We start from the raw sequence: 16987 nt of genomic DNA on the forward strand, positions 1-16987 counted from the left end.
AAGACCATGCTTAATCCGCAACTGAACAAACACGGCGAGCTGCAGCACTTGCTGTCGATCGAGGGCCTGCCCAAGGGCATCCTCAATCATATTCTGGACACCGCCTCGTCCTTCGTCGGCATCTCCGACCGCGACGTGAAAAAAGTGCCGCTGATGCGCGGCAAATCGGTGTTCAATCTGTTCTTCGAAAACTCGACCCGCACGCGCACGACGTTTGAAATCGCCGCCAAGCGCCTGTCGGCCGACGTGATCAACCTGAACATCCAGGCCTCCTCGACCAGCAAGGGCGAGTCGCTGCTGGACACCATCGACAACCTGGCGGCGATGCACGCCGATATGTTCGTGGTGCGCCACGCGCAATCGGGCGCACCGTACCTGATCGCCAAGCACCTGATGGAGACCAAGCAGAACCACGTCCACGTAGTCAACGCCGGCGATGGCCGCCACGCGCACCCGACCCAGGGCCTGCTGGACATGTACACCATCCGCCACTACAAGAAAGACTTCACCAACCTGCGCGTGGCGATCGTGGGCGACATCCTGCACAGCCGCGTGGCGCGTTCGGATATCCACGCGCTGACCACGCTGGGCGTGCCGGAAGTGCGCGCCATCGGCCCGCACACGCTGCTGCCGGGCGGCCTGGAACAAATGGGCGTGCGCACCTTCACCAATATGGATGAAGGCTTGAAGGACGTGGACGTGATCATCATGCTGCGCCTGCAGAACGAGCGCATGAGCGGCGCGCTGCTGCCATCGGCGGGCGAATACTTCAAGAGCTACGGCCTGACGCCGGAGCGCCTGGCGCTGGCCAAGCCGGACGCCATCGTCATGCACCCAGGTCCGATGAACCGTGGCGTGGAAATCGATTCCGCCGTGGCGGATGGCGCGCAGGCGGTGATCCTGCCGCAGGTGACGTTTGGTATCGCCGTGCGCATGGCGGTGATGAGTATCGTAGCAGGAACGCAAGCATGAAGAACATTCACATCAAAAACGGCCACGTCATCGATCCAGCCAACGGCATCGACGGCCTTCACGACGTTTACCTCGCCGATGGCAAGGTGCTGGCAATTGGCGCCGCGCCAAGCGGCTTTACCGCTGACGAAACCATCGACGCCATCGGCCTGATCGTGGCGCCCGGCTTTGTCGACCTGTCGGCGCGGCTGCGCGAGCCGGGCTTTGAATACAAGGCCACGCTGGAATCGGAAATGCAGGCGGCCGTGCAAGGCGGCGTCACCAGCCTGATCTGCCCGCCGGACACCGATCCGGTGCTGGATGAACCGGGTCTGGTGGAAATGCTGAAGCACCGCGCGCAAAAGCTGAACCAGGCGCACGTGCATCCGCTGGGCGCGCTGACGGTGGGCCTGAAGGGCAAAGCGCTGACGGAAATGTCGGCGCTGACCGAATCCGGCTGCATCGGTTTTTCGCACGCCGAGGAACCTATCGAAGACACCAACGTGCTGCTGCGCGCCATGCAGTACGCCAAGACCTTTGGCTACACCGTCTGGCTGCGTCCGCAGGATGCGTACATCGGCCGTGGCGGCGTGGCCGCATCCGGTCCGCTGGCGTCGCGCCTGGGCTTGTCCGGCGTGCCTGTGATGTCGGAAACCATCGCCCTGCATACCATCTTTGAACTGATGCGCGCCACTGGTGCGCGCGTGCACCTGTGCCGTATTTCGGCCGCCGCCAGTCTGGAGCTGATCCGCGACGCCAAGCAGCAAGGCTTGCCGGTCAGTTGCGACGTCGGCGCGCACCACATCCACCTCACCGACGCCGATATCGGTTTCTTCGATTCGAACGCGCGCATGACGCCGCCGTTCCGCAGCCAGCGCGACCGCGACGCGATCCGCCTCGGCCTGCTGGACGGCACCATCGACGCGCTGTGCTCGGACCATACGCCAGTGGACGACGATGAGAAGCTGCTGCCGTTCGGCGAAGCCTCGCCAGGCGCGACCGGCCTGGAGCTGCTGCTGTCGCTGACCCTGAAATGGGCCGACGACTACGCGTCGCAACAGGACACCGGCAAGCAGGGCGCTTTGTCGCGCGCGCTGGCGCGCATCACCTCGGAAGCGGCGCGCGTGGCAGGCCTGGACGCCGGCACCCTGTCGCCGGGCGCGGTGGCGGACGTGGTGCTGTTCGACGCTGGTGCGCACTGGACGGTGGAAGCGTCGGCGCTGGCCAGCCAGGGCAAGCACACCCCGTTCCTCGGTTATAACCTGGCGGGACAAGTGAAAACCACCATCGTGGCCGGCCACGTCGCTTATCAACGCTGATACCGCCGTATGAAACTGTTGACGATCTTCCGCATGCTGCGGGTGCTGCTGCATGTGTTCAAGGGTATGGCGATCTGCGCCACGGTGTTTCCGTGGATAGGCCAGGAGCGGCGCAATGCGCATATCCGCCGCTGGTCCACCCGCTTGCTGGGGCTGTGCAATGTGACGGTGTCGCTGGCGCCGGGCAGCGCGCCGGTGCTGCCGTGCTCCATGGTGGTGGCCAATCACGTCTCGTGGCTGGACATCTTTGTGGTGCACAGCCTGTACCCCAGCCATTTCGTGGCCAAGGCCGAGATCCGTTCCTGGCCGCTGGCCGGCTGGCTGGCGGAGAAGGCTGGCACGGTGTTCATCTCGCGCGGCAACCGCAAGGACTTGCGGCAGATTTTCAAAGGGCTGGTCACCAGCCTGGAGAGGGGCGAGCGGGTGGCCTTCTTCCCGGAGGGGACCACGGCGGCGCAAGGTAATCTGCTGCCGTTCCACGCCAACCTGTTCGAGGCAGCCATCGATGCGAAAGTGCCGGTGCAGCCGTTTGCGCTGACCTATGAAGATGTGGGCGGCGGTTCGCATCCCTCGGTGGACTTCATCGGCGACACCAGCTTTGCCGAGAGCATCATGCTGATCCTGAACGGGCCGCCGGTGAAAGCCAAGCTGGCGATTCTGCCACCAATGAGCACCGACGGCGCACACCGGCGCGATCTCGCGGAAGCCTCTCACAAGGTGGTGGCGTCCGCGCTGGGTGTGATGGTCTAAGCCTGCTTGGGCTGCTTGAACTGCGGGCATTGCTCTTGCAGCAGTGTCCGGTCTTCCAGGCAGACGGCGGATAGCTGGCCGCCCCATACGCAGCCGCTGTCCAAGGCCAGCAGGTTTGCTTCCATCTTCAAGCCCAGCGCCGACCAGTGGCCGAACACCACCGTGTCGCGCGCACTGCGGCGGCCCGGTACATCAAACCACGGCATCAGGCCGGTCGAGGGATCGGCCGTGCCGCTTTCCTTCATCTTGAAATCCATCACGCCGTCGGCCGTGCAGAAGCGCAGCCGCGTCATCGCGTTGATGATGCAGCGCAGCCGGTCGGCGCCCTGCAAGCCGTCCGACCATTGCGCCGGCTCGTTGCCGTACATCTCGGCCAGGAATTCCGCGATGCCATCGCCGCGCAGCATGTCTTGTACCTCGCCGGCCAGCGCCATGGCCTGCGCGCCGGTCCATTGCGGCAGCAGGCCGGCATGCACCAGGATGTGCGCGCCGGAGCGGATCGCCAGCGGACGGCGGCGTACCCAGTCGACCAGCTCATCGCGGTCGGGCGCATGCAGGATCTCGGCCAGCGTGTCGGACTTGTGCTCGGGACGGATGCCATACGCCACCGCCAGCATGTGCAGGTCGTGGTTGCCCAGCACGCTGTCGATCAGGCCGCCGCTGGCCATCGCCAGCTTGCGCACATGGCGCAGCGTGGACAGCGAATCTGGCCCGCGGTTGATCAAATCGCCGGCAAACAGGATGGCTGGTTCGGCCACGCCGCTCTCCGCCGCATGCGCGCGTATGCGGTCGAGAATGGCCAGCGCCTGCTCGTGGCAGCCTTGCAGGTCCCCAATGACATAGGTTTTCATATTGATACTCTCACCATTTTTTTGCCCGGATGTGAGGACTTCACATAAAATCATGCACATGACTAATTTGACGCTTGCTGCGGGATACTAAATGATTTTTGTTACGGGTGGTGCTGGTTTCATCGGCTCGAATTTTGTCCTCGACTGGCTGGCCCAGTCGGACGAGCCTGTCCTGAACTTCGATAAGCTGACCTACGCCGGCAATCTGAACAATCTGGCCTCGCTGAAGCAGGATACGCGTCATACCTTTGTGCGCGGCGATATCTGCGATCAGGCGCAGGTGCTGGCGCTGTTCCAGCAACACAAACCGCGCGCGGTCGTGCACTTCGCGGCGGAAAGCCACGTCGACCGTTCCATCCTCGGCCCAGGCGAATTCATCAACACCAACATCAATGGCACTTTTAGCCTGCTGGAAGCCGCGCGCGCCTACTGGTCGGCGCTGCCGGAAGACGAAAAAGCGGCCTTCCGCTTCCTGCACGTCTCCACCGACGAGGTGTATGGCACGCTGGGCCCGGACGATGCGCCATTCACCGAAACCACCGCGTTTGCCCCGAACAGCCCTTACTCGGCATCGAAAGCGGCTTCGGACCACCTGGTGCGCTCCTACTTCCACACTTACGGCCTGCCGGTGCTGACCACCAACTGCTCCAACAACTACGGCCCGTATCACTTCCCTGAGAAGCTGATCCCGCTGATCATCGCCAACGCGCAAGCCGGCAAGCCGCTGCCGATCTACGGCGATGGCCAGCAAGTGCGCGACTGGCTGTACGTCACCGACCACGCCGCCGCGATCCGCCGCGTGCTGGAAGCGGGCCGGCTGGGCGAAACCTACAACGTCGGCGGCTGGAACGAAATGGCCAACCTGGACGTGGTGCATACGCTGTGCGACATGCTGGATCAGCTGAAGCCCAAGGCCGAAGGCAGCTACCGCGACCAGATCACCTTCGTCAAAGACCGTCCGGGCCACGACCGCCGCTACGCCATCGACGCGCGCAAGCTGGAACGCGAGCTGGGCTGGAAGCCGGCCGAGACTTTCCAGAGCGGCATCGCCAAGACTGTGCAGTGGTATCTGGACAACCAGGCCTGGGTGGCCGACGTGCAGTCGGGCAGCTACGCCAAATGGGTGGAAACCAATTACTTCAATCGCGAGGGTTGATCATGAGCGCAGCTAAACGCAAAGGCATTATTCTGGCGGGCGGCTCCGGCACCCGTTTGTATCCGGTGACGATGAGCGTCTCCAAGCAACTGCTGCCAATCTACGACAAGCCGATGATTTATCATCCGCTGACCGTGCTGATGCTGGCCGGCATGAGGGAAATTCTGCTGATTTCCACGCCGCAGGACACGCCGCGCTTCAAGGACCTGCTCGGTGATGGCAGCCAGTGGGGCATCAGCATCAGCTACGCGGTGCAGCCATCGCCGGACGGCCTGGCGCAAGCCTTCATCATCGGCAAGGAATTCGTTGGCGATTCGCCGTCCGCGCTGATCCTCGGCGATAACATCTACTACGGCAACGATCTGGATGCGCTGTTGCGCAGCGCTACCGAGCATACCGAGGGCGCCACCGTGTTCGCCTATCACGTGCAGGACCCGGAACGTTATGGTGTGGTCGAGTTTGACGAGCAGCGCACCGCCGTGTCGATCGAGGAAAAGCCGACGCAGCCGAAGTCCAACTACGCTGTTACCGGCCTGTACTTCTACGATAACAAGGTATGCGATATCGCCGCCAGCATCAAGCCGTCCGCCCGCGGCGAGCTGGAGATCACCGATGTCAACAAAGTGTATCTGGAGCAGGGCAGGCTGAGCGTCGAAGTGATGGGGCGCGGCATGGCCTGGCTGGACACGGGTACCCACGAGTCGCTGCTGGAGGCAGGCCAGTTCATCGCCACCATCGAAAAACGCCAGGGACTGAAAGTGGCTTGCCCGGAGGAGATTGCCTATCGCAAGGGCTATATCAACGCCGAGCAGTTGCGCAAGCTGGCTGAGCCGTTGAAAAAAAACCAATACGGCCAATATCTGCTGCAAATCCTGGAAGACAAAGTCGTTCCACGCTGAAATCTTGCAGTTGTATCGTTTGGTAAGCAAGCAAGGATTGCCTGGTGTAATCCTGTACAATCAGCTGTTGGCACGTTGATAATGCCGCGTGTTGCGATACAACGCAGATAATAAAATAATATGTTTTCCTTCCTCCTGAGCTTTATCGCTTCCGCGCTACTGACTTTGCTGGTCATTAAAGAAGCCCGGCTGCATGGTCCGGCGCTCGACACAAATTTTGACGGCGTGCAGAAAGTCCATTTGCACCATGTGGCGCGGATCGGGGGCTTGCCGATTTTCGTGGCAGTGGCGCTCAGTTCGGCGATTTCGATCTGGCGTGTGCCGGTGCTCAGCGACCTGCTGCTGGCGCTGCTGGCCTGCGCCTCCGTGGCTTTTGCCGGCGGCATTCTGGAAGATTACACCGGCCGCGTCAGCCCGGCGCGCCGTTTGCTGCTGACCATGGCTGCCGCCGCGCTCGGCTATTTCCTGCTGGACGCCCGCATCGACCGGCTCGACTGGATGTTCTCCGCCTGGGCGCTGCCGTATATGTGGATCACGCTGCCGCTGACGGTGCTGGCGGTGGCCGGTATTGCCAATGCAGTCAATATCATCGACGGGTTTAATGGCCTGGCCAGCGTGGTGTGTATTTGCATGCTGCTGTCGCTCGGTTATGTCGCCTTGCAGGTCAATGATATGTTTGTGCTGGTCGCCGCGCTGATGGTGGCCGGCGCCACCGCTGGTTTCCTGATCTGGAATTACCCGGTCGGCCTGATTTTCCTCGGCGATGGCGGCGCTTATTTCATCGGCTTTATGCTGGGCGAATTGGCTTTATTGCTGGTGATGCGCAATCCTCAGGTATCGACCTGGTATGCGGCCTTGTTGCTGATTTATCCCGCCTTTGAAACTTTATTTTCTGTTTATCGCCGCATGTTTGTGCGCGGCAAGTCGCCGGCGATGCCGGACGGTATCCATTTGCATAGCCTGATTTTCCGCCGCATCGTGCAATGGGCGGTGGGGCGCAAGGAAGCGCGCGCGCTGATGCGCCGCAATTCGCTGACTTCGCCTTATCTGTGGCTGTTCTCGCTGACCGCCGTGATACCGGCCACCGTGTTCTGGCGCCACACCTGGGTATTAATGCTGTTCTGCCTTTTATTTATCGCCAGTTATATCTGGATTTATGTCCGCATAGTGCGTTTTAAAGCGCCGCGCTGGATGATACGCCATAAGAAACACTGATTTTTTTAGCTTGATGTAGACTATTCCCGCCAAGGTTTTAGCCGTCATAACTTAAAGGGAATCGCAATGGATTTGACTAAATTGTCTTCTGCTGAATTGCGCCAGCTGCAGGAAAGCGTAAAACAGGAATTGAAACAGCGTGAAAGCCAGGACCTGGCCAAAGCGCGCGAGGAAATTCTGGCCATTGCCAAAAGCGTCGGCGTGCCGGTGCAGGAGCTGGTCGGCAGCGGCAGCGGCAGCGGCGCCGTCCGCGCCAAGACCGGTACGGTCGCGCCACGCTACCGCAATCCGGCCGACGCCAGCCAGCAATGGACCGGCCGTGGCCGCCAGCCGCAGTGGGTCAAGGATTGGCTGGATGCGGGCAAGGACATTGCCGGCCTCAAGCTTTAATCGGATTTACCTGGCACGCGCGCGGCGATGCTTGCGCGCCACCATTATCACAATTACACTATGAAAGTGAGGTCTGCTGCAACGCAGGCCAGCCTTCATTCGACTAATCCCGCGCGTCGCTGGTTCGCAGCGCCGCTTGCGCACTCAAGCTCAATCTCCATGGTCTCCTTATCCAAAACCATCTTCAAAGCTTACGATATTCGCGGCATCATCGATAAAACCCTGGACGCCGGTGTGGCGCACCAGATCGGCGCCGCCTTCGGTCGCGCAGCCCTGGCCAAGGGCGAGAAAAAAGTCGTCATCGGCCGTGACGGCCGTTTGTCAGGCCCGTTCCTGGCCAGGGCGCTGGCGGAAGGCCTGCAAGCCTCCGGCGTCGATGTGATCGACTTGGGCGTGGTGGCCACGCCGATGGTGTACTTCGGCACCAATGTGCTGGGTGCGGCGTCGGGCATCATGGTGACCGGCAGCCACAATCCACCGGACTATAACGGCTTCAAAATGGTGCTGGCCGGCGAGGCCATCCACGGTGAAGCGATCACCGGCCTGTATGACAGCATCCTGGCGCATGACGGCAAGCCATCGGCCACGCCGGGCGCTTACAGCACCCACGACATCCGCGAGCAGTACCTGCAGCGCATCATCGGCGACGTGAAAATCTCGCGCCCGATCAAGATCGCGGTCGACTGCGGCAACGGCGTGGCTGGCGCGTTTGCCGGCGACCTGTATCGCGGCATGGGCTGCGAAGTGATCGAGCTGTTCTGCGAAGTGGATGGCAACTTCCCGAATCACCACCCTGATCCTGCCCATCCGGAAAACCTGCAAGACCTGATCCGCGCGCTGCAAGAGAGCGACGCCGAGATCGGCCTGGCCTTCGACGGCGACGGCGACCGCCTGGGCCTGGTCACCAAAGATGGCCAGATCATTTATCCGGACCGCCAGATGATGCTTTTTGCCGGCGATGTGCTGTCGCGTAATCCTGGCGCGGAGATCCTGTACGACGTGAAGTGTACCCGCCACCTGGCGCCGTATATCGAGAAGGCTGGCGGCAAGCCGCTGATGTACAAGACCGGCCATTCGCTGGTCAAGGCCAAGCTGAAGGAAACCGGTTCGCCGCTGGGCGGCGAGATGAGCGGCCACATCTTCTTCAAGGACCGCTGGTACGGTTTCGACGATGGCCTGTACGCCGGCGCGCGCATGCTGGAAATTCTGACCAAGGAAACAGATCCGTCGGCGCTGCTGAACGCGCTGCCGCAATCGGACAGCACGCCGGAACTGCACCTGCACCTGAAAGAAGGCGAGAATTTCGCCGTGATGGACAAGCTGCGCGCCGACGCCAAATTCCCTGGCAATAAGCAGATCATCACCATCGATGGCCTGCGTGTGGAGTATGAAGACGGCTTCGGCCTGGCGCGTTCGTCCAACACCACGCCGGTGATCGTGATGCGCTTTGAAGCGGAAACGCCGGCCGCGCTGGAACGCATCCAGGGCCAGTTCAAGAGCGTGATCCTGGCTGCCAAGCCGGACGCGGAGCTGCCTTTCTAAGTGTCTGATGGTTAAGCAAAAGCCGCTGAATATCCTGCTGGTGCGCGTGTCGTCGATGGGCGACGTGCTGCATAACATGCCGATGGTGGCCGACATCGCCCGCCACTACCCGGACGCGCAAATCGACTGGGTGGTGGAGGAGGGCTTTGTCAGCCTGGTACGGATGAATACCCGCGTGCGCAAGGTGATACCGTTCGCCTTGCGGCGCTGGCGCAAGAGCCTCGGCAAGCCGGAGACGCGCGCCGAGATCAAGCAGTTCTTCCGCACGCTGCGTGAGCAGGAATATGACTTTGTGTTCGATACCCAGGGCTTGCTGAAGAGCGGCATCATCATGGGCGCCGCGCGCGTGGTGAAGGGGGGGCGCAAGGTGGGCCTGGCCAATGGCAGTGAGGGTTCGGGCTATGAGGGTATCTCGCGGATTTTCCATCATCTGAGTATTCCGACTGATCCGCGCACGCATGCGGTGGCGCGCGGACGCATCGTCGCTGGCGCGGCGCTGGGCTATGCGGTCGATACGCCGGCCGATTTCGGTCTGCCGGAAGTGCCGGACGATACGCCGCGTCCGGAGTGGATGCCGGAATCGTACGCGGTCTATTTCCATGGCACGGCGCGCGACGCCAAGAAGTGGTCGATTGAAAACTGGATCGCGCTGGGCCGTGAGCTGGCGCCGATGCCGATCTTGCTGCCTTGGGGCTCACCGAAAGAAAAAGCCGAGGCCGAGCTGATCGCCGCTGGCCTGCCGAATGCACGCGTGTTGCCCAAGCTGTCGATGGCTGATGCGATCATGGTGGCGCGCCGCGCGTCGCTGGTGATTGGCGTCGATACGGGACTGGTGCACATCGCGGCTGCCTTCGTGCGGCCGACGGTGGAGATTTATGCCGATTCGCCGCGCTGGAAGACCGAGGGTAACTGGTCGCCGCGCATTATCAATCTGGGCGATCAGGGCACGCCGCCATCGGTGGCGGACGTGCTGGCTGCGGCCCGGAGTCTACTGGGCTGATTTATGCGTTTGTTTTATTCCTTGATGTGGTGGATGGCGTTGCCGCTGGTGCTGACGCGACTGTGGTTGCGTGGACGCCAGGAGCCAGGCTATCGCCAGCATTGGTCTGAGCGGCTGGGCTTCTATGGCCGCAGCACCGCGCCGGCCGCCGGCCCGGTGCTGTGGGTCCACGCCGTCTCGGTCGGCGAGACGCGCGCTGCCGAACCGCTGGTCGATGGCTTGATGGCAGAGTACCCGACGAGCCGCATCATCCTCACCCACATGACGCCTACTGGCCGCGCCACCGGTAAGTCGCTATTCGCCAAGCACGGCGAGCGCTTGGTGCAATCCTATCTGCCGTACGACACCGGCAGCATGGTGTCGCGCTTCATCCGCCATTTCAAACCCAGCGTCTGCATCCTGATGGAGACTGAAGTCTGGCCGAACCTGATCGCCGTCTGCGGTGCCAAGGGCGTGCCGGTGGTGCTGGCCAATGCCCGTTTGTCAGAGCGCTCGCTGCGCAAGGCCGGCCGTTTTGGCGCGCTGATGACCGACGCCGCGCGCGGCATCACACTGGTCGCCGCACAGACTGAGGCCGACGCGCAGCGCATCCGCTCGCTCGGCGTGCAGCGCGTAGAAGTCACCGGCAGCATTAAATTCGACGTAATGGTGCCGGAAGCAGCGCTGCTGATTGGCGCTTCGCTGCGCGCCGCCATCGGTGCACGTCCGGTACTGCTGTGCGCTTCCACCCGCGAAGGCGAAGAAGAACTGATACTGCAAGCGTATGTGAGCGCCCGCTCCGCTTTGCCGCAAGGCGTGCTGCTGCTGATCGTGCCACGCCATCCGCAACGTTTCGACGAAGTGGAAAGCATGGTCGCCGCACACGGCCTCACGGTCGAACGCCGCAGCCGGCTGGCGCTGGACGGCAGCGCAATGCCGCACGGCGTCGACGTACTGCTCGGCGATTCGATGGGCGAAATGTTCGCCTACTACTCGGCGTGCGATGTGGCCTTCGTCGGCGGCAGCCTGCAAGCGCTGGGTGGCCAGAACCTGATCGAACCAGCAGCCCTGGGCAAGCCGATCCTGATCGGCCGGCACACCTTCAACTTCGAGCTGGTCACGGAAGATGCGCTTGCCGCCGGCGGCGCCCAACGCATCAGCGACGCTGCCGACCTGATCGCCACCGCCGGCCGTCTGCTAACCGACAGCACCGCCCGCACCACGATGGGCCTGAAAGCCCAATCCTTCGCCAACCAGCACCGCGGCGCCACCCGCCGCACACTGGCCCTGCTGCCAGACCTGATCGGCAAGCAGCACTAACCGCCGCCTATCCCTTCGTTAATCACGCCCGTGCCGCCGCAGTTGGTGCAGGGCTTGTCTTCATCGGTGTCCGGAGCGTGACCAGTACCTTGGCAAACTGGGCAGACATCTTCGCCTGTGCCAGGTGTGTCTTCGGGCGCTTCATCACCCGGATTGAGTGGGGTGTCGGGAGTATTTGTCATGGTCGCCTCGCTATGGGTGATAAGCGATTGTGGCACGCTGTGCTGGCGTACCGCCACGCGTTACGTCACGGCATCAAGGGAATAGGACCGGCAGTTCCTGCGAGCGTTTGCGGAGGAGGTTTTTGGCGTCTTCGTATTCCGGGTAGATCAGGCCGACGGTGTCCCAGAATTGCTGGCTGTGGTTCATTTCCAGGATGTGCGACAGTTCGTGGGCGATGACATAATCGATCAGTGGCAGCGAGAAGTGGATTAGTTTCCAGTTCAGGCGGATCTTGCGGTCGGCGGTGCAGGAGCCCCAGCGCGTGCCGGCCGATGACAGACCGAACGAGTGATACTGCACGCCGAGGCGGCCTGCATACAAGTCCAGCCGCTGCTCGAACAGTTCTTTGGCTTGCTGCTGATACCACACTTTAACACGCTCTTTCAGCAGGTTCTCGCTGGCGCCGGGCAGCAGTGTCATCCACAGCTCGCGCGTGTTCGGATTGTAGATGCTGCGATTGCGGCCGCCCACCAGCAGGCGCAAGGTGATGTCCGCGCCCAGATAAGGAATCTGAGCGCCGTCGGTCCATTCCACAGGTGGCTTTTGCAGCCGGGTCGCACGGCGTTCGCGCCGCTCTTTCAGCTTACTTAAAATCCAGTGCTGCTTGGTGCGAATCGCCTCGTCGATTTCGGCGATGCTGATGCGCTTCGGCGCCGTCACCCGCAGGCCGTCGTCATCGATCATGAAGCCGATCGAGCGTCGCGTCGAACGGCGCAATTCGTATTCGAGGATGAATTCACCAACCAGCAACTGGCGGCGCGGTGGCTGGTCCGAAGGCGGGGCGACCAGTGGCCGGGTTTTGACCGGGACTGCCGTTTCCGGCGGAGTGACGTAAGGCGAGGCGGGAGGCGTTTTTTGTGCAGGTGGAATAGACCATACCGGTGCTGTGTACACCGGCTTGGGCCCCTCCCGACTAAACAGGTCTGGCTGATTCGGATCGGGCGCCGCGGGTTTGACCGCAGTCGCCAGATCGTCTAACCAGCGCTGTAGGCGTGGGGCGAAATGACGCGCATTTCTGATTCGATCCAAGTTTCCACCTGTTGCATCATGCCGTCCGGCGTCTGGCCTTCGGGCGAAATTGGCTTACCTATCGATACTGTAACAAGACCAGGGCGCTTGATGAAAGAGTTTTTTGGCCAGCACTCGCCGGAATTGTGGGCAATCGGCACCACCACCGCGCCGGTGTCGATGGCCAGACGCGTGCCGCCGCTCTTGTACTTGCCGGCCTGGCCGACCGGAATCCGCGTCCCTTCCGGGAACATGATGATCCACAGGCCCTGCGCCAGGCGGCGCTTGCCGTGATTGACCACGTGCTTGAAGGCGTGCTTGCCCTGCTTGCGGTCGATCGGGATCATGCGCAGCAGCGCCATCGCCCAGCCGAAGAAGGGAATGTACAGGATCTCTTTCTTGAACACGAATACCAATGGGCGCGGCATGTTCGGCAGCAGGAAAATGGTTTCCCACGCCGACTGGTGCTTGGACAGCACGATGGCCGGCGCATCCGGCAGGTTTTCCTGGCCACGGATTTCATAGCGGATGCCGCAGATCACCTTGAGGCACCAGATCATAAAGACATTCCAGCGGGAGGTGACGAAGAAGCGCTTCGCATAAGGCAATGGCGCCACCAGGAAGCACACCAGCGACCAGAGGACGGTTGATACCACCATGACGATGGTGAAAATCAGGGAACGCAAAAATAAAATGGGATGACCCAAGAGCAGACTCCAAAAACTGTTAGCTGACGACGTGCAGCGCCGGCGGGGTACTGGTTTTCAGCAGATGCGTGACCATCGCCGCCAGATCGGGGAAGGTCATGGTTCCAGGCGGCAGGCCGCCGGTGGCCTGGGTCTTCTCGCCTTTACCGGTGAGGACCAGGTAAGGCACGCAGCCGCTGACGTAGCCGGCCTGCAGGTCGCGCAAGGAATCGCCTACCACCGGCACGCCCTTCAGGCTGATTTTATAGCGCTGCGAGATTTCCGTGAACATGCCGGGCTTGGGCTTGCGGCAGTCGCAGTTGTCGGCCGCCGCGTGCGGGCAGAAGAACACCGCGTCGATATCGGCGCCTACTTGCTGCGCCAGGTTGTGCATCTTCTGGTGGATGGCGTTGAGGATGGTCATGTCGAAGAATTCGCGGGCGATGCCCGACTGGTTCGACGCCACCACCACCCGGTAGCCGGCCTGATTCAACTTGGCGATCGCCTCCATCGAGCCGGGGATGGGTATCCATTCGGCTGGCGATTTGATGAAGTCGGGCGAATCGTGATTGATAACGCCGTCGCGATCAAGAATGATCAGTTTCAAGGACGGCGTACCCATTTAAGCCGCCAGCTTGGAGATGTCGGCCACGCGGTTCATCATCCCGTGCAGGGAGGACAGCAGCGCCAGACGGTTGTTGCGCAGGGCGACATCTTCGGCCATGACCATCACGTCGTTGAAGAAGGCATCGACTTCGTTCTTCAGCTGCGCCAGCGTTTTCAGCGTGCCGGCGAAGTCACCGTTGTTGAAGGCTGCATCGATTTCCGGCAGCACGCGCACCACGGCGGCGTTCAGATTGACTTCCGCCACATCTTTCAGCAGCGCGACGTTGACGCCATGTTCGCCGACGGCGGCCAGGGCTTCTTCGTTCTTCTTCAGGATGTTGGTGATGCGCTTGTTGGCGGCGGCCAGCGAGCTTGACTCCGGCAGGGCGGCGAAGGCTTGCACGGCTTCCAGGCGCTGCACGATGTCGTCCAGGCGGTCCGGGTTCTGTGCCACCACGGCTTCGATCTCGTTGACCGAGAAGCCGCGCTCACGCAGGATGCCGCGCAGGCGGTCGAACATAAAGGTGGCCACGTCGGCGCTTGGGTCCTTGAAGCCGGCAACGCTGGTGAACTGCTTGGCCGCATCTTGCAGCAGGCCGGTGATCGACAGCGACAGGCGCTTCTCGATCAGCATGCGCAGCACGCCCAGCGCGTGACGGCGCAGTGCGAATGGGTCTTTGTCGCCGGTTGGCGCCAGGCCGATGGCCCAGATGCCGACCAGGGTTTCCAGCTTATCGGCCAGCGCGACGGCGGTGCCGGTCACGGTCGAAGGCAGGGCGTCGCCGGCAAAGCGCGGCTGATAGTGTTCCGAAGCGGCCAGCGCGACGTCTTCTGGTTCGCCGTCGTTGCGGGCGTAATAGGTGCCCATGATGCCTTGCAGCTCAGGGAACTCGCCGACCATATCGGTCAGCAGGTCGGCTTTAGACAGCTTGGCGGCGCGCTCGGCCAGTGCCACGTCGGCGCCCAGCTTGGCGGCGATGGCGCCGGCCAGTGCGGTGACGCGGTCGCTGCGTTCGGCCTGGGTGCCCAGCTTGTTGTGGTAGACCACGTTCTTCAGCAGCGGCAGGCGCGATTCCAGGGTTTTCTTCTTGTCTTGCTCGAAGAAGAATTTGGCGTCGGACAGGCGCGGACGTACCACGCGCTCGTTGCCGCCGATGATGGCTGCTGGCGTGTCGGTGGCGATGTTGGAGACGATCAGGAAGCGTGAGCGCAGCTTGCCGTTGCTGTCGGTCAGCGCGAAGTATTTCTGGTTGGTCTGCATGGTCAGGATCAGGCATTCCTGCGGCACGGCCAGGAATTCGTCTTCGAATTTGCATTCGTAGACGACTGGCCATTCGACCAGCGCGGACACTTCGTCCAGCAATGATTCAGGCATCAGCACCTGGTCGGCGCCGGCTTTGGCCAGCAGTTCGGCGCGGATCTGTTCCTTGCGCTCTTCGACCGAGGCCAGCACCTTGCCGTCAGCTTTCAGCGTGGCGGCGTAGGCATCGGCGTTGGCAATGGTGACGGCGCGTTGGCCCGGTGCGGTCAGGAAGCGGTGGCCTTCGGTGACGTTGGCGGCGGTCAGGCCCAGCAGCGTCAGTGGCAACACTGCGTCGCCATGCAGCGCGACCAGCGCGTGCGCAGGGCGCACGAACTGCACGGTGGCGCCGTCCGGACGCTGGTAGCTCATCACTTTAGGAATCGGCAGCTTGGCGACCGAGTCTTCCAGTGCCGCTTGCAGGCCGCCTTGCAGCGCGCTGCCGGCGGCGGTGTAGGTGTAGAAGAAGCTTTCGGCCTTGCCGTCCTGCGCGCGTTCCAGATCGGCCACGCTCAGGTCAGGGAAGCCCAGTGCGGCCAGCTTCTTGGCCAGCGGCGGCGTGCCGTTGCCGGCGGCGTCCAGCGCTACCGATACCGGCAGCACTTTTTCGCGGATCGATTTGTCCGGCGACACGGCGCGCACTTTGGTGATGGAGACGGCCAGGCGGCGCGGCGTGGCGTAGGCGGTGGCGACGCTGTCGGCTTCCAGGAAGTCGCGCGATTTCAGGCCGTTGACGATGCCGTCCGCGAAAGCCTTGCCCAGTTTGGCGAGCGCCTTCGGCGGCAGTTCTTCGGTCAGCAGTTCGATGAGCAGAGTTTGAGTCATATTATGTATACGGTTTATTCAGCGGCGGCAGCAGCGGTGGCCAGGGCGGGGGCCATCGGGAAGCCGAGGCGCTCACGCGATTCGTAGTAAGCCTGCGCAACCAGGCGCGACAGGGCGCGCACACGGCCGATGTAGGCGGCGCGCTCGGTCACGGAGATGGCGCCGCGCGCGTCCAGCAGGTTGAAGCTGTGCGAGGCCTTCATGATCTGCTCATAGGCCGGCAGCGTCAGCTGCGCTTCGATCAGGCGCTTGGCTTCCGATTCGTGGTTGTTAAACTGCGAGAACAGCAGTTCGGTGTTCGAGTGCTCGAAGTTGTAGGCCGATTGTTCCACTTCGTTCTGGTGGAATACGTCGCCGTACTTCAGGACTTTAGTCTCCGGTTCGCCGGCCGCACCATTTTCTTCCCAGGTGGTCCACACCAGGTCATACATATTCTCGACGCCTTGCAGGTACATGGCCAGACGCTCGACGCCGTAGGTGATCTCACCCAGCACCGGTTTGCAATCCAGACCGCCGACCTGCTGGAAGTATGTGAACTGCGTCACCTCCATACCGTTCAGCCAGACTTCCCAACCCAGGCCCCAGGCGCCCAGCGTTGGCGATTCCCAGTCGTCTTCGACGAAACGCACGTCGTTCTGCTTCAGGTCCAGGCCCAGCGCTTCCAGCGAACCCAGATACAGGTCGAGGATGTTTTCCGGCGCAGGCTTCATCACCACCTGGTACTGGTAGTAGTGCTGGCCGCGGTTCGGGTTCTCGCCATAGCGGCCATCTTTCGGGCGGCGCGATGGCTGGACGTAGGCGGCGCGCCAAGGCTCAGGGCCGATCGCGCGCAGGAAGGTGCCGGTGTGGAAGGTCCCGGCGCCGACTTCCATGTCGTAGGGCTGGAGCAGGGCGCAGCCTTGCTTGTCCCAGTAGGTTTGCAAGGTCAGGATAATTTGTTGAAATGTCAGCATCTTGTATCGTCGGTG

At 62.2% G+C, this 16987-nt stretch carries 16 protein-coding genes; 10 read left to right on the forward strand and 6 right to left on the reverse strand.

The genetic code is table 11. The annotated features are described in order from the left end of the window. The first annotated feature begins 6 nt into the window (after positions 1 to 6). The 3 genes from KW842_RS16540 to KW842_RS16550 are packed head-to-tail and all read left to right on the forward strand — an operon-like array spanning position 7 to position 3020. Entirely contained in the window at positions 7 to 972 is a 966-nt protein-coding gene (locus tag KW842_RS16540; RefSeq protein WP_154380404.1) for an aspartate carbamoyltransferase catalytic subunit, read from the forward strand. Further along, on the forward strand, positions 969 to 2270 hold the full coding sequence (locus tag KW842_RS16545; RefSeq protein ID WP_218305202.1) for a dihydroorotase: 1302 nt from the start codon (positions 969 to 971) through the stop codon (positions 2268 to 2270). Before KW842_RS16540 ends, KW842_RS16545 begins: the two co-directional genes overlap by 4 nt. Before the next feature lie 9 nt (positions 2271 to 2279). Further along, complete coding sequence (locus KW842_RS16550; RefSeq protein WP_218305203.1) at positions 2280 to 3020, forward strand: 1-acyl-sn-glycerol-3-phosphate acyltransferase; 741 nt, start codon at positions 2280 to 2282, stop codon at positions 3018 to 3020. Here the strand turns inward: KW842_RS16550 and KW842_RS16555 are convergent. Continuing rightward, complete coding sequence (locus KW842_RS16555) at positions 3017 to 3871, reverse strand: symmetrical bis(5'-nucleosyl)-tetraphosphatase (RefSeq protein ID WP_218305204.1); 855 nt, start codon at positions 3869 to 3871, stop codon at positions 3017 to 3019. The genes KW842_RS16550 and KW842_RS16555 overlap by 4 nt on opposite strands. Positions 3872 to 3962: 91 nt before the next feature. On the opposite strand from KW842_RS16555, the gene rfbB reads away from it, so the two are divergent. The 7 genes from rfbB to waaA all read left to right on the forward strand — a co-directional run bounded on the left by rfbB (position 3963) and on the right by waaA (position 11372). Continuing rightward, positions 3963 to 5027, forward strand: coding sequence for a dTDP-glucose 4,6-dehydratase (gene rfbB / locus KW842_RS16560; RefSeq protein ID WP_218305205.1), 1065 nt, complete (start codon positions 3963 to 3965; stop codon positions 5025 to 5027). Positions 5028 to 5029: 2 nt separating this feature from the next. Then, the gene (rfbA, locus tag KW842_RS16565; protein WP_218305206.1) at positions 5030 to 5926 is read left to right on the forward strand and encodes a glucose-1-phosphate thymidylyltransferase RfbA; all 897 of its coding nucleotides are present in this window, start codon (positions 5030 to 5032) and stop codon (positions 5924 to 5926) included. Between the two features lie 120 nt (positions 5927 to 6046). Further along, positions 6047 to 7141, forward strand: a complete 1095-nt coding sequence (locus KW842_RS16570; protein ID WP_218305207.1) for a glycosyltransferase — start codon at positions 6047 to 6049, stop codon at positions 7139 to 7141. A 66-nt stretch (positions 7142 to 7207) separates the two neighbouring features. Continuing rightward, positions 7208 to 7531, forward strand: a complete 324-nt coding sequence (locus tag KW842_RS16575; protein WP_218305208.1) for an H-NS family nucleoid-associated regulatory protein — start codon at positions 7208 to 7210, stop codon at positions 7529 to 7531. Positions 7532 to 7690: 159 nt separating this feature from the next. Then, entirely contained in the window at positions 7691 to 9073 is a 1383-nt protein-coding gene (locus KW842_RS16580; protein WP_218305209.1) for a phosphomannomutase/phosphoglucomutase, read from the forward strand. A gap of 7 nt (positions 9074 to 9080) precedes the next feature. After that, positions 9081 to 10073 (forward strand): lipopolysaccharide heptosyltransferase I, encoded by a 993-nt coding sequence (waaC, locus tag KW842_RS16585; RefSeq protein ID WP_218305210.1) that lies wholly within the window; start codon positions 9081 to 9083, stop codon positions 10071 to 10073. 3 nt (positions 10074 to 10076) lie between these two features. Continuing rightward, positions 10077 to 11372 (forward strand): lipid IV(A) 3-deoxy-D-manno-octulosonic acid transferase, encoded by a 1296-nt coding sequence (gene waaA, locus KW842_RS16590; protein WP_218305211.1) that lies wholly within the window; start codon positions 10077 to 10079, stop codon positions 11370 to 11372. A gap of 255 nt (positions 11373 to 11627) precedes the next feature. On the opposite strand, the gene KW842_RS16595 is transcribed toward waaA, so the two are convergent. From KW842_RS16595 to glyQ, 5 genes are all read right to left on the reverse strand, one after another. Further along, on the reverse strand, positions 11628 to 12563 hold the full coding sequence (locus tag KW842_RS16595) for a M48 family metallopeptidase (protein WP_218305329.1): 936 nt from the start codon (positions 12561 to 12563) through the stop codon (positions 11628 to 11630). A gap of 5 nt (positions 12564 to 12568) precedes the next feature. After that, the gene (locus KW842_RS16600) at positions 12569 to 13261 is read right to left on the reverse strand and encodes a lysophospholipid acyltransferase family protein (RefSeq protein ID WP_373925197.1); all 693 of its coding nucleotides are present in this window, start codon (positions 13259 to 13261) and stop codon (positions 12569 to 12571) included. A 67-nt stretch (positions 13262 to 13328) separates the two neighbouring features. After that, complete coding sequence (gene gmhB / locus KW842_RS16605) at positions 13329 to 13910, reverse strand: D-glycero-beta-D-manno-heptose 1,7-bisphosphate 7-phosphatase (protein WP_229223737.1); 582 nt, start codon at positions 13908 to 13910, stop codon at positions 13329 to 13331. Further along, entirely contained in the window at positions 13911 to 16019 is a 2109-nt protein-coding gene (gene glyS / locus KW842_RS16610) for a glycine--tRNA ligase subunit beta (RefSeq protein ID WP_218305213.1), read from the reverse strand. It lies immediately after the preceding gene. A 14-nt stretch (positions 16020 to 16033) separates the two neighbouring features. Further along, positions 16034 to 16972, reverse strand: coding sequence for a glycine--tRNA ligase subunit alpha (glyQ, locus tag KW842_RS16615; protein ID WP_218305214.1), 939 nt, complete (start codon positions 16970 to 16972; stop codon positions 16034 to 16036). Positions 16973 to 16987: the final 15 nt, after the last annotated feature.

The organism is Duganella sp. sic0402 (genome assembly GCF_019219065.1).
Taxonomy (GTDB): Bacteria; Pseudomonadota; Gammaproteobacteria; order Burkholderiales; family Burkholderiaceae_D; genus Rugamonas.

Bases quoted from the DNA above. Each gene is read 5' to 3' on its own strand.
- KW842_RS16540 (WP_154380404.1), top strand. From the start codon at position 7: ATGCTTAATCCGCAACTGAACAAACACGGCGAGCTGCAGCACTTGCTG.
- KW842_RS16545 (WP_218305202.1), top strand. From the start codon at position 969: ATGAAGAACATTCACATCAAAAACGGCCACGTCATCGATCCAGCCAAC.
- KW842_RS16550 (WP_218305203.1), top strand. From the start codon at position 2,280: ATGAAACTGTTGACGATCTTCCGCATGCTGCGGGTGCTGCTGCATGTG.
- KW842_RS16555 (WP_218305204.1), bottom strand. From the start codon at position 3,871: ATGAAAACCTATGTCATTGGGGACCTGCAAGGCTGCCACGAGCAGGCG.
- rfbB (WP_218305205.1), top strand. From the start codon at position 3,963: ATGATTTTTGTTACGGGTGGTGCTGGTTTCATCGGCTCGAATTTTGTC.
- rfbA (WP_218305206.1), top strand. From the start codon at position 5,030: ATGAGCGCAGCTAAACGCAAAGGCATTATTCTGGCGGGCGGCTCCGGC.
- KW842_RS16570 (WP_218305207.1), top strand. From the start codon at position 6,047: ATGTTTTCCTTCCTCCTGAGCTTTATCGCTTCCGCGCTACTGACTTTG.
- KW842_RS16575 (WP_218305208.1), top strand. From the start codon at position 7,208: ATGGATTTGACTAAATTGTCTTCTGCTGAATTGCGCCAGCTGCAGGAA.
- KW842_RS16580 (WP_218305209.1), top strand. From the start codon at position 7,691: ATGGTCTCCTTATCCAAAACCATCTTCAAAGCTTACGATATTCGCGGC.
- waaC (WP_218305210.1), top strand. From the start codon at position 9,081: ATGGTTAAGCAAAAGCCGCTGAATATCCTGCTGGTGCGCGTGTCGTCG.
- waaA (WP_218305211.1), top strand. From the start codon at position 10,077: ATGCGTTTGTTTTATTCCTTGATGTGGTGGATGGCGTTGCCGCTGGTG.
- KW842_RS16600 (WP_373925197.1), bottom strand. From the start codon at position 13,261: ATGGTGGTATCAACCGTCCTCTGGTCGCTGGTGTGCTTCCTGGTGGCG.
- gmhB (WP_229223737.1), bottom strand. From the start codon at position 13,910: ATGGGTACGCCGTCCTTGAAACTGATCATTCTTGATCGCGACGGCGTT.
- glyS (WP_218305213.1), bottom strand. From the start codon at position 16,019: ATGACTCAAACTCTGCTCATCGAACTGCTGACCGAAGAACTGCCGCCG.
- glyQ (WP_218305214.1), bottom strand. From the start codon at position 16,972: ATGCTGACATTTCAACAAATTATCCTGACCTTGCAAACCTACTGGGAC.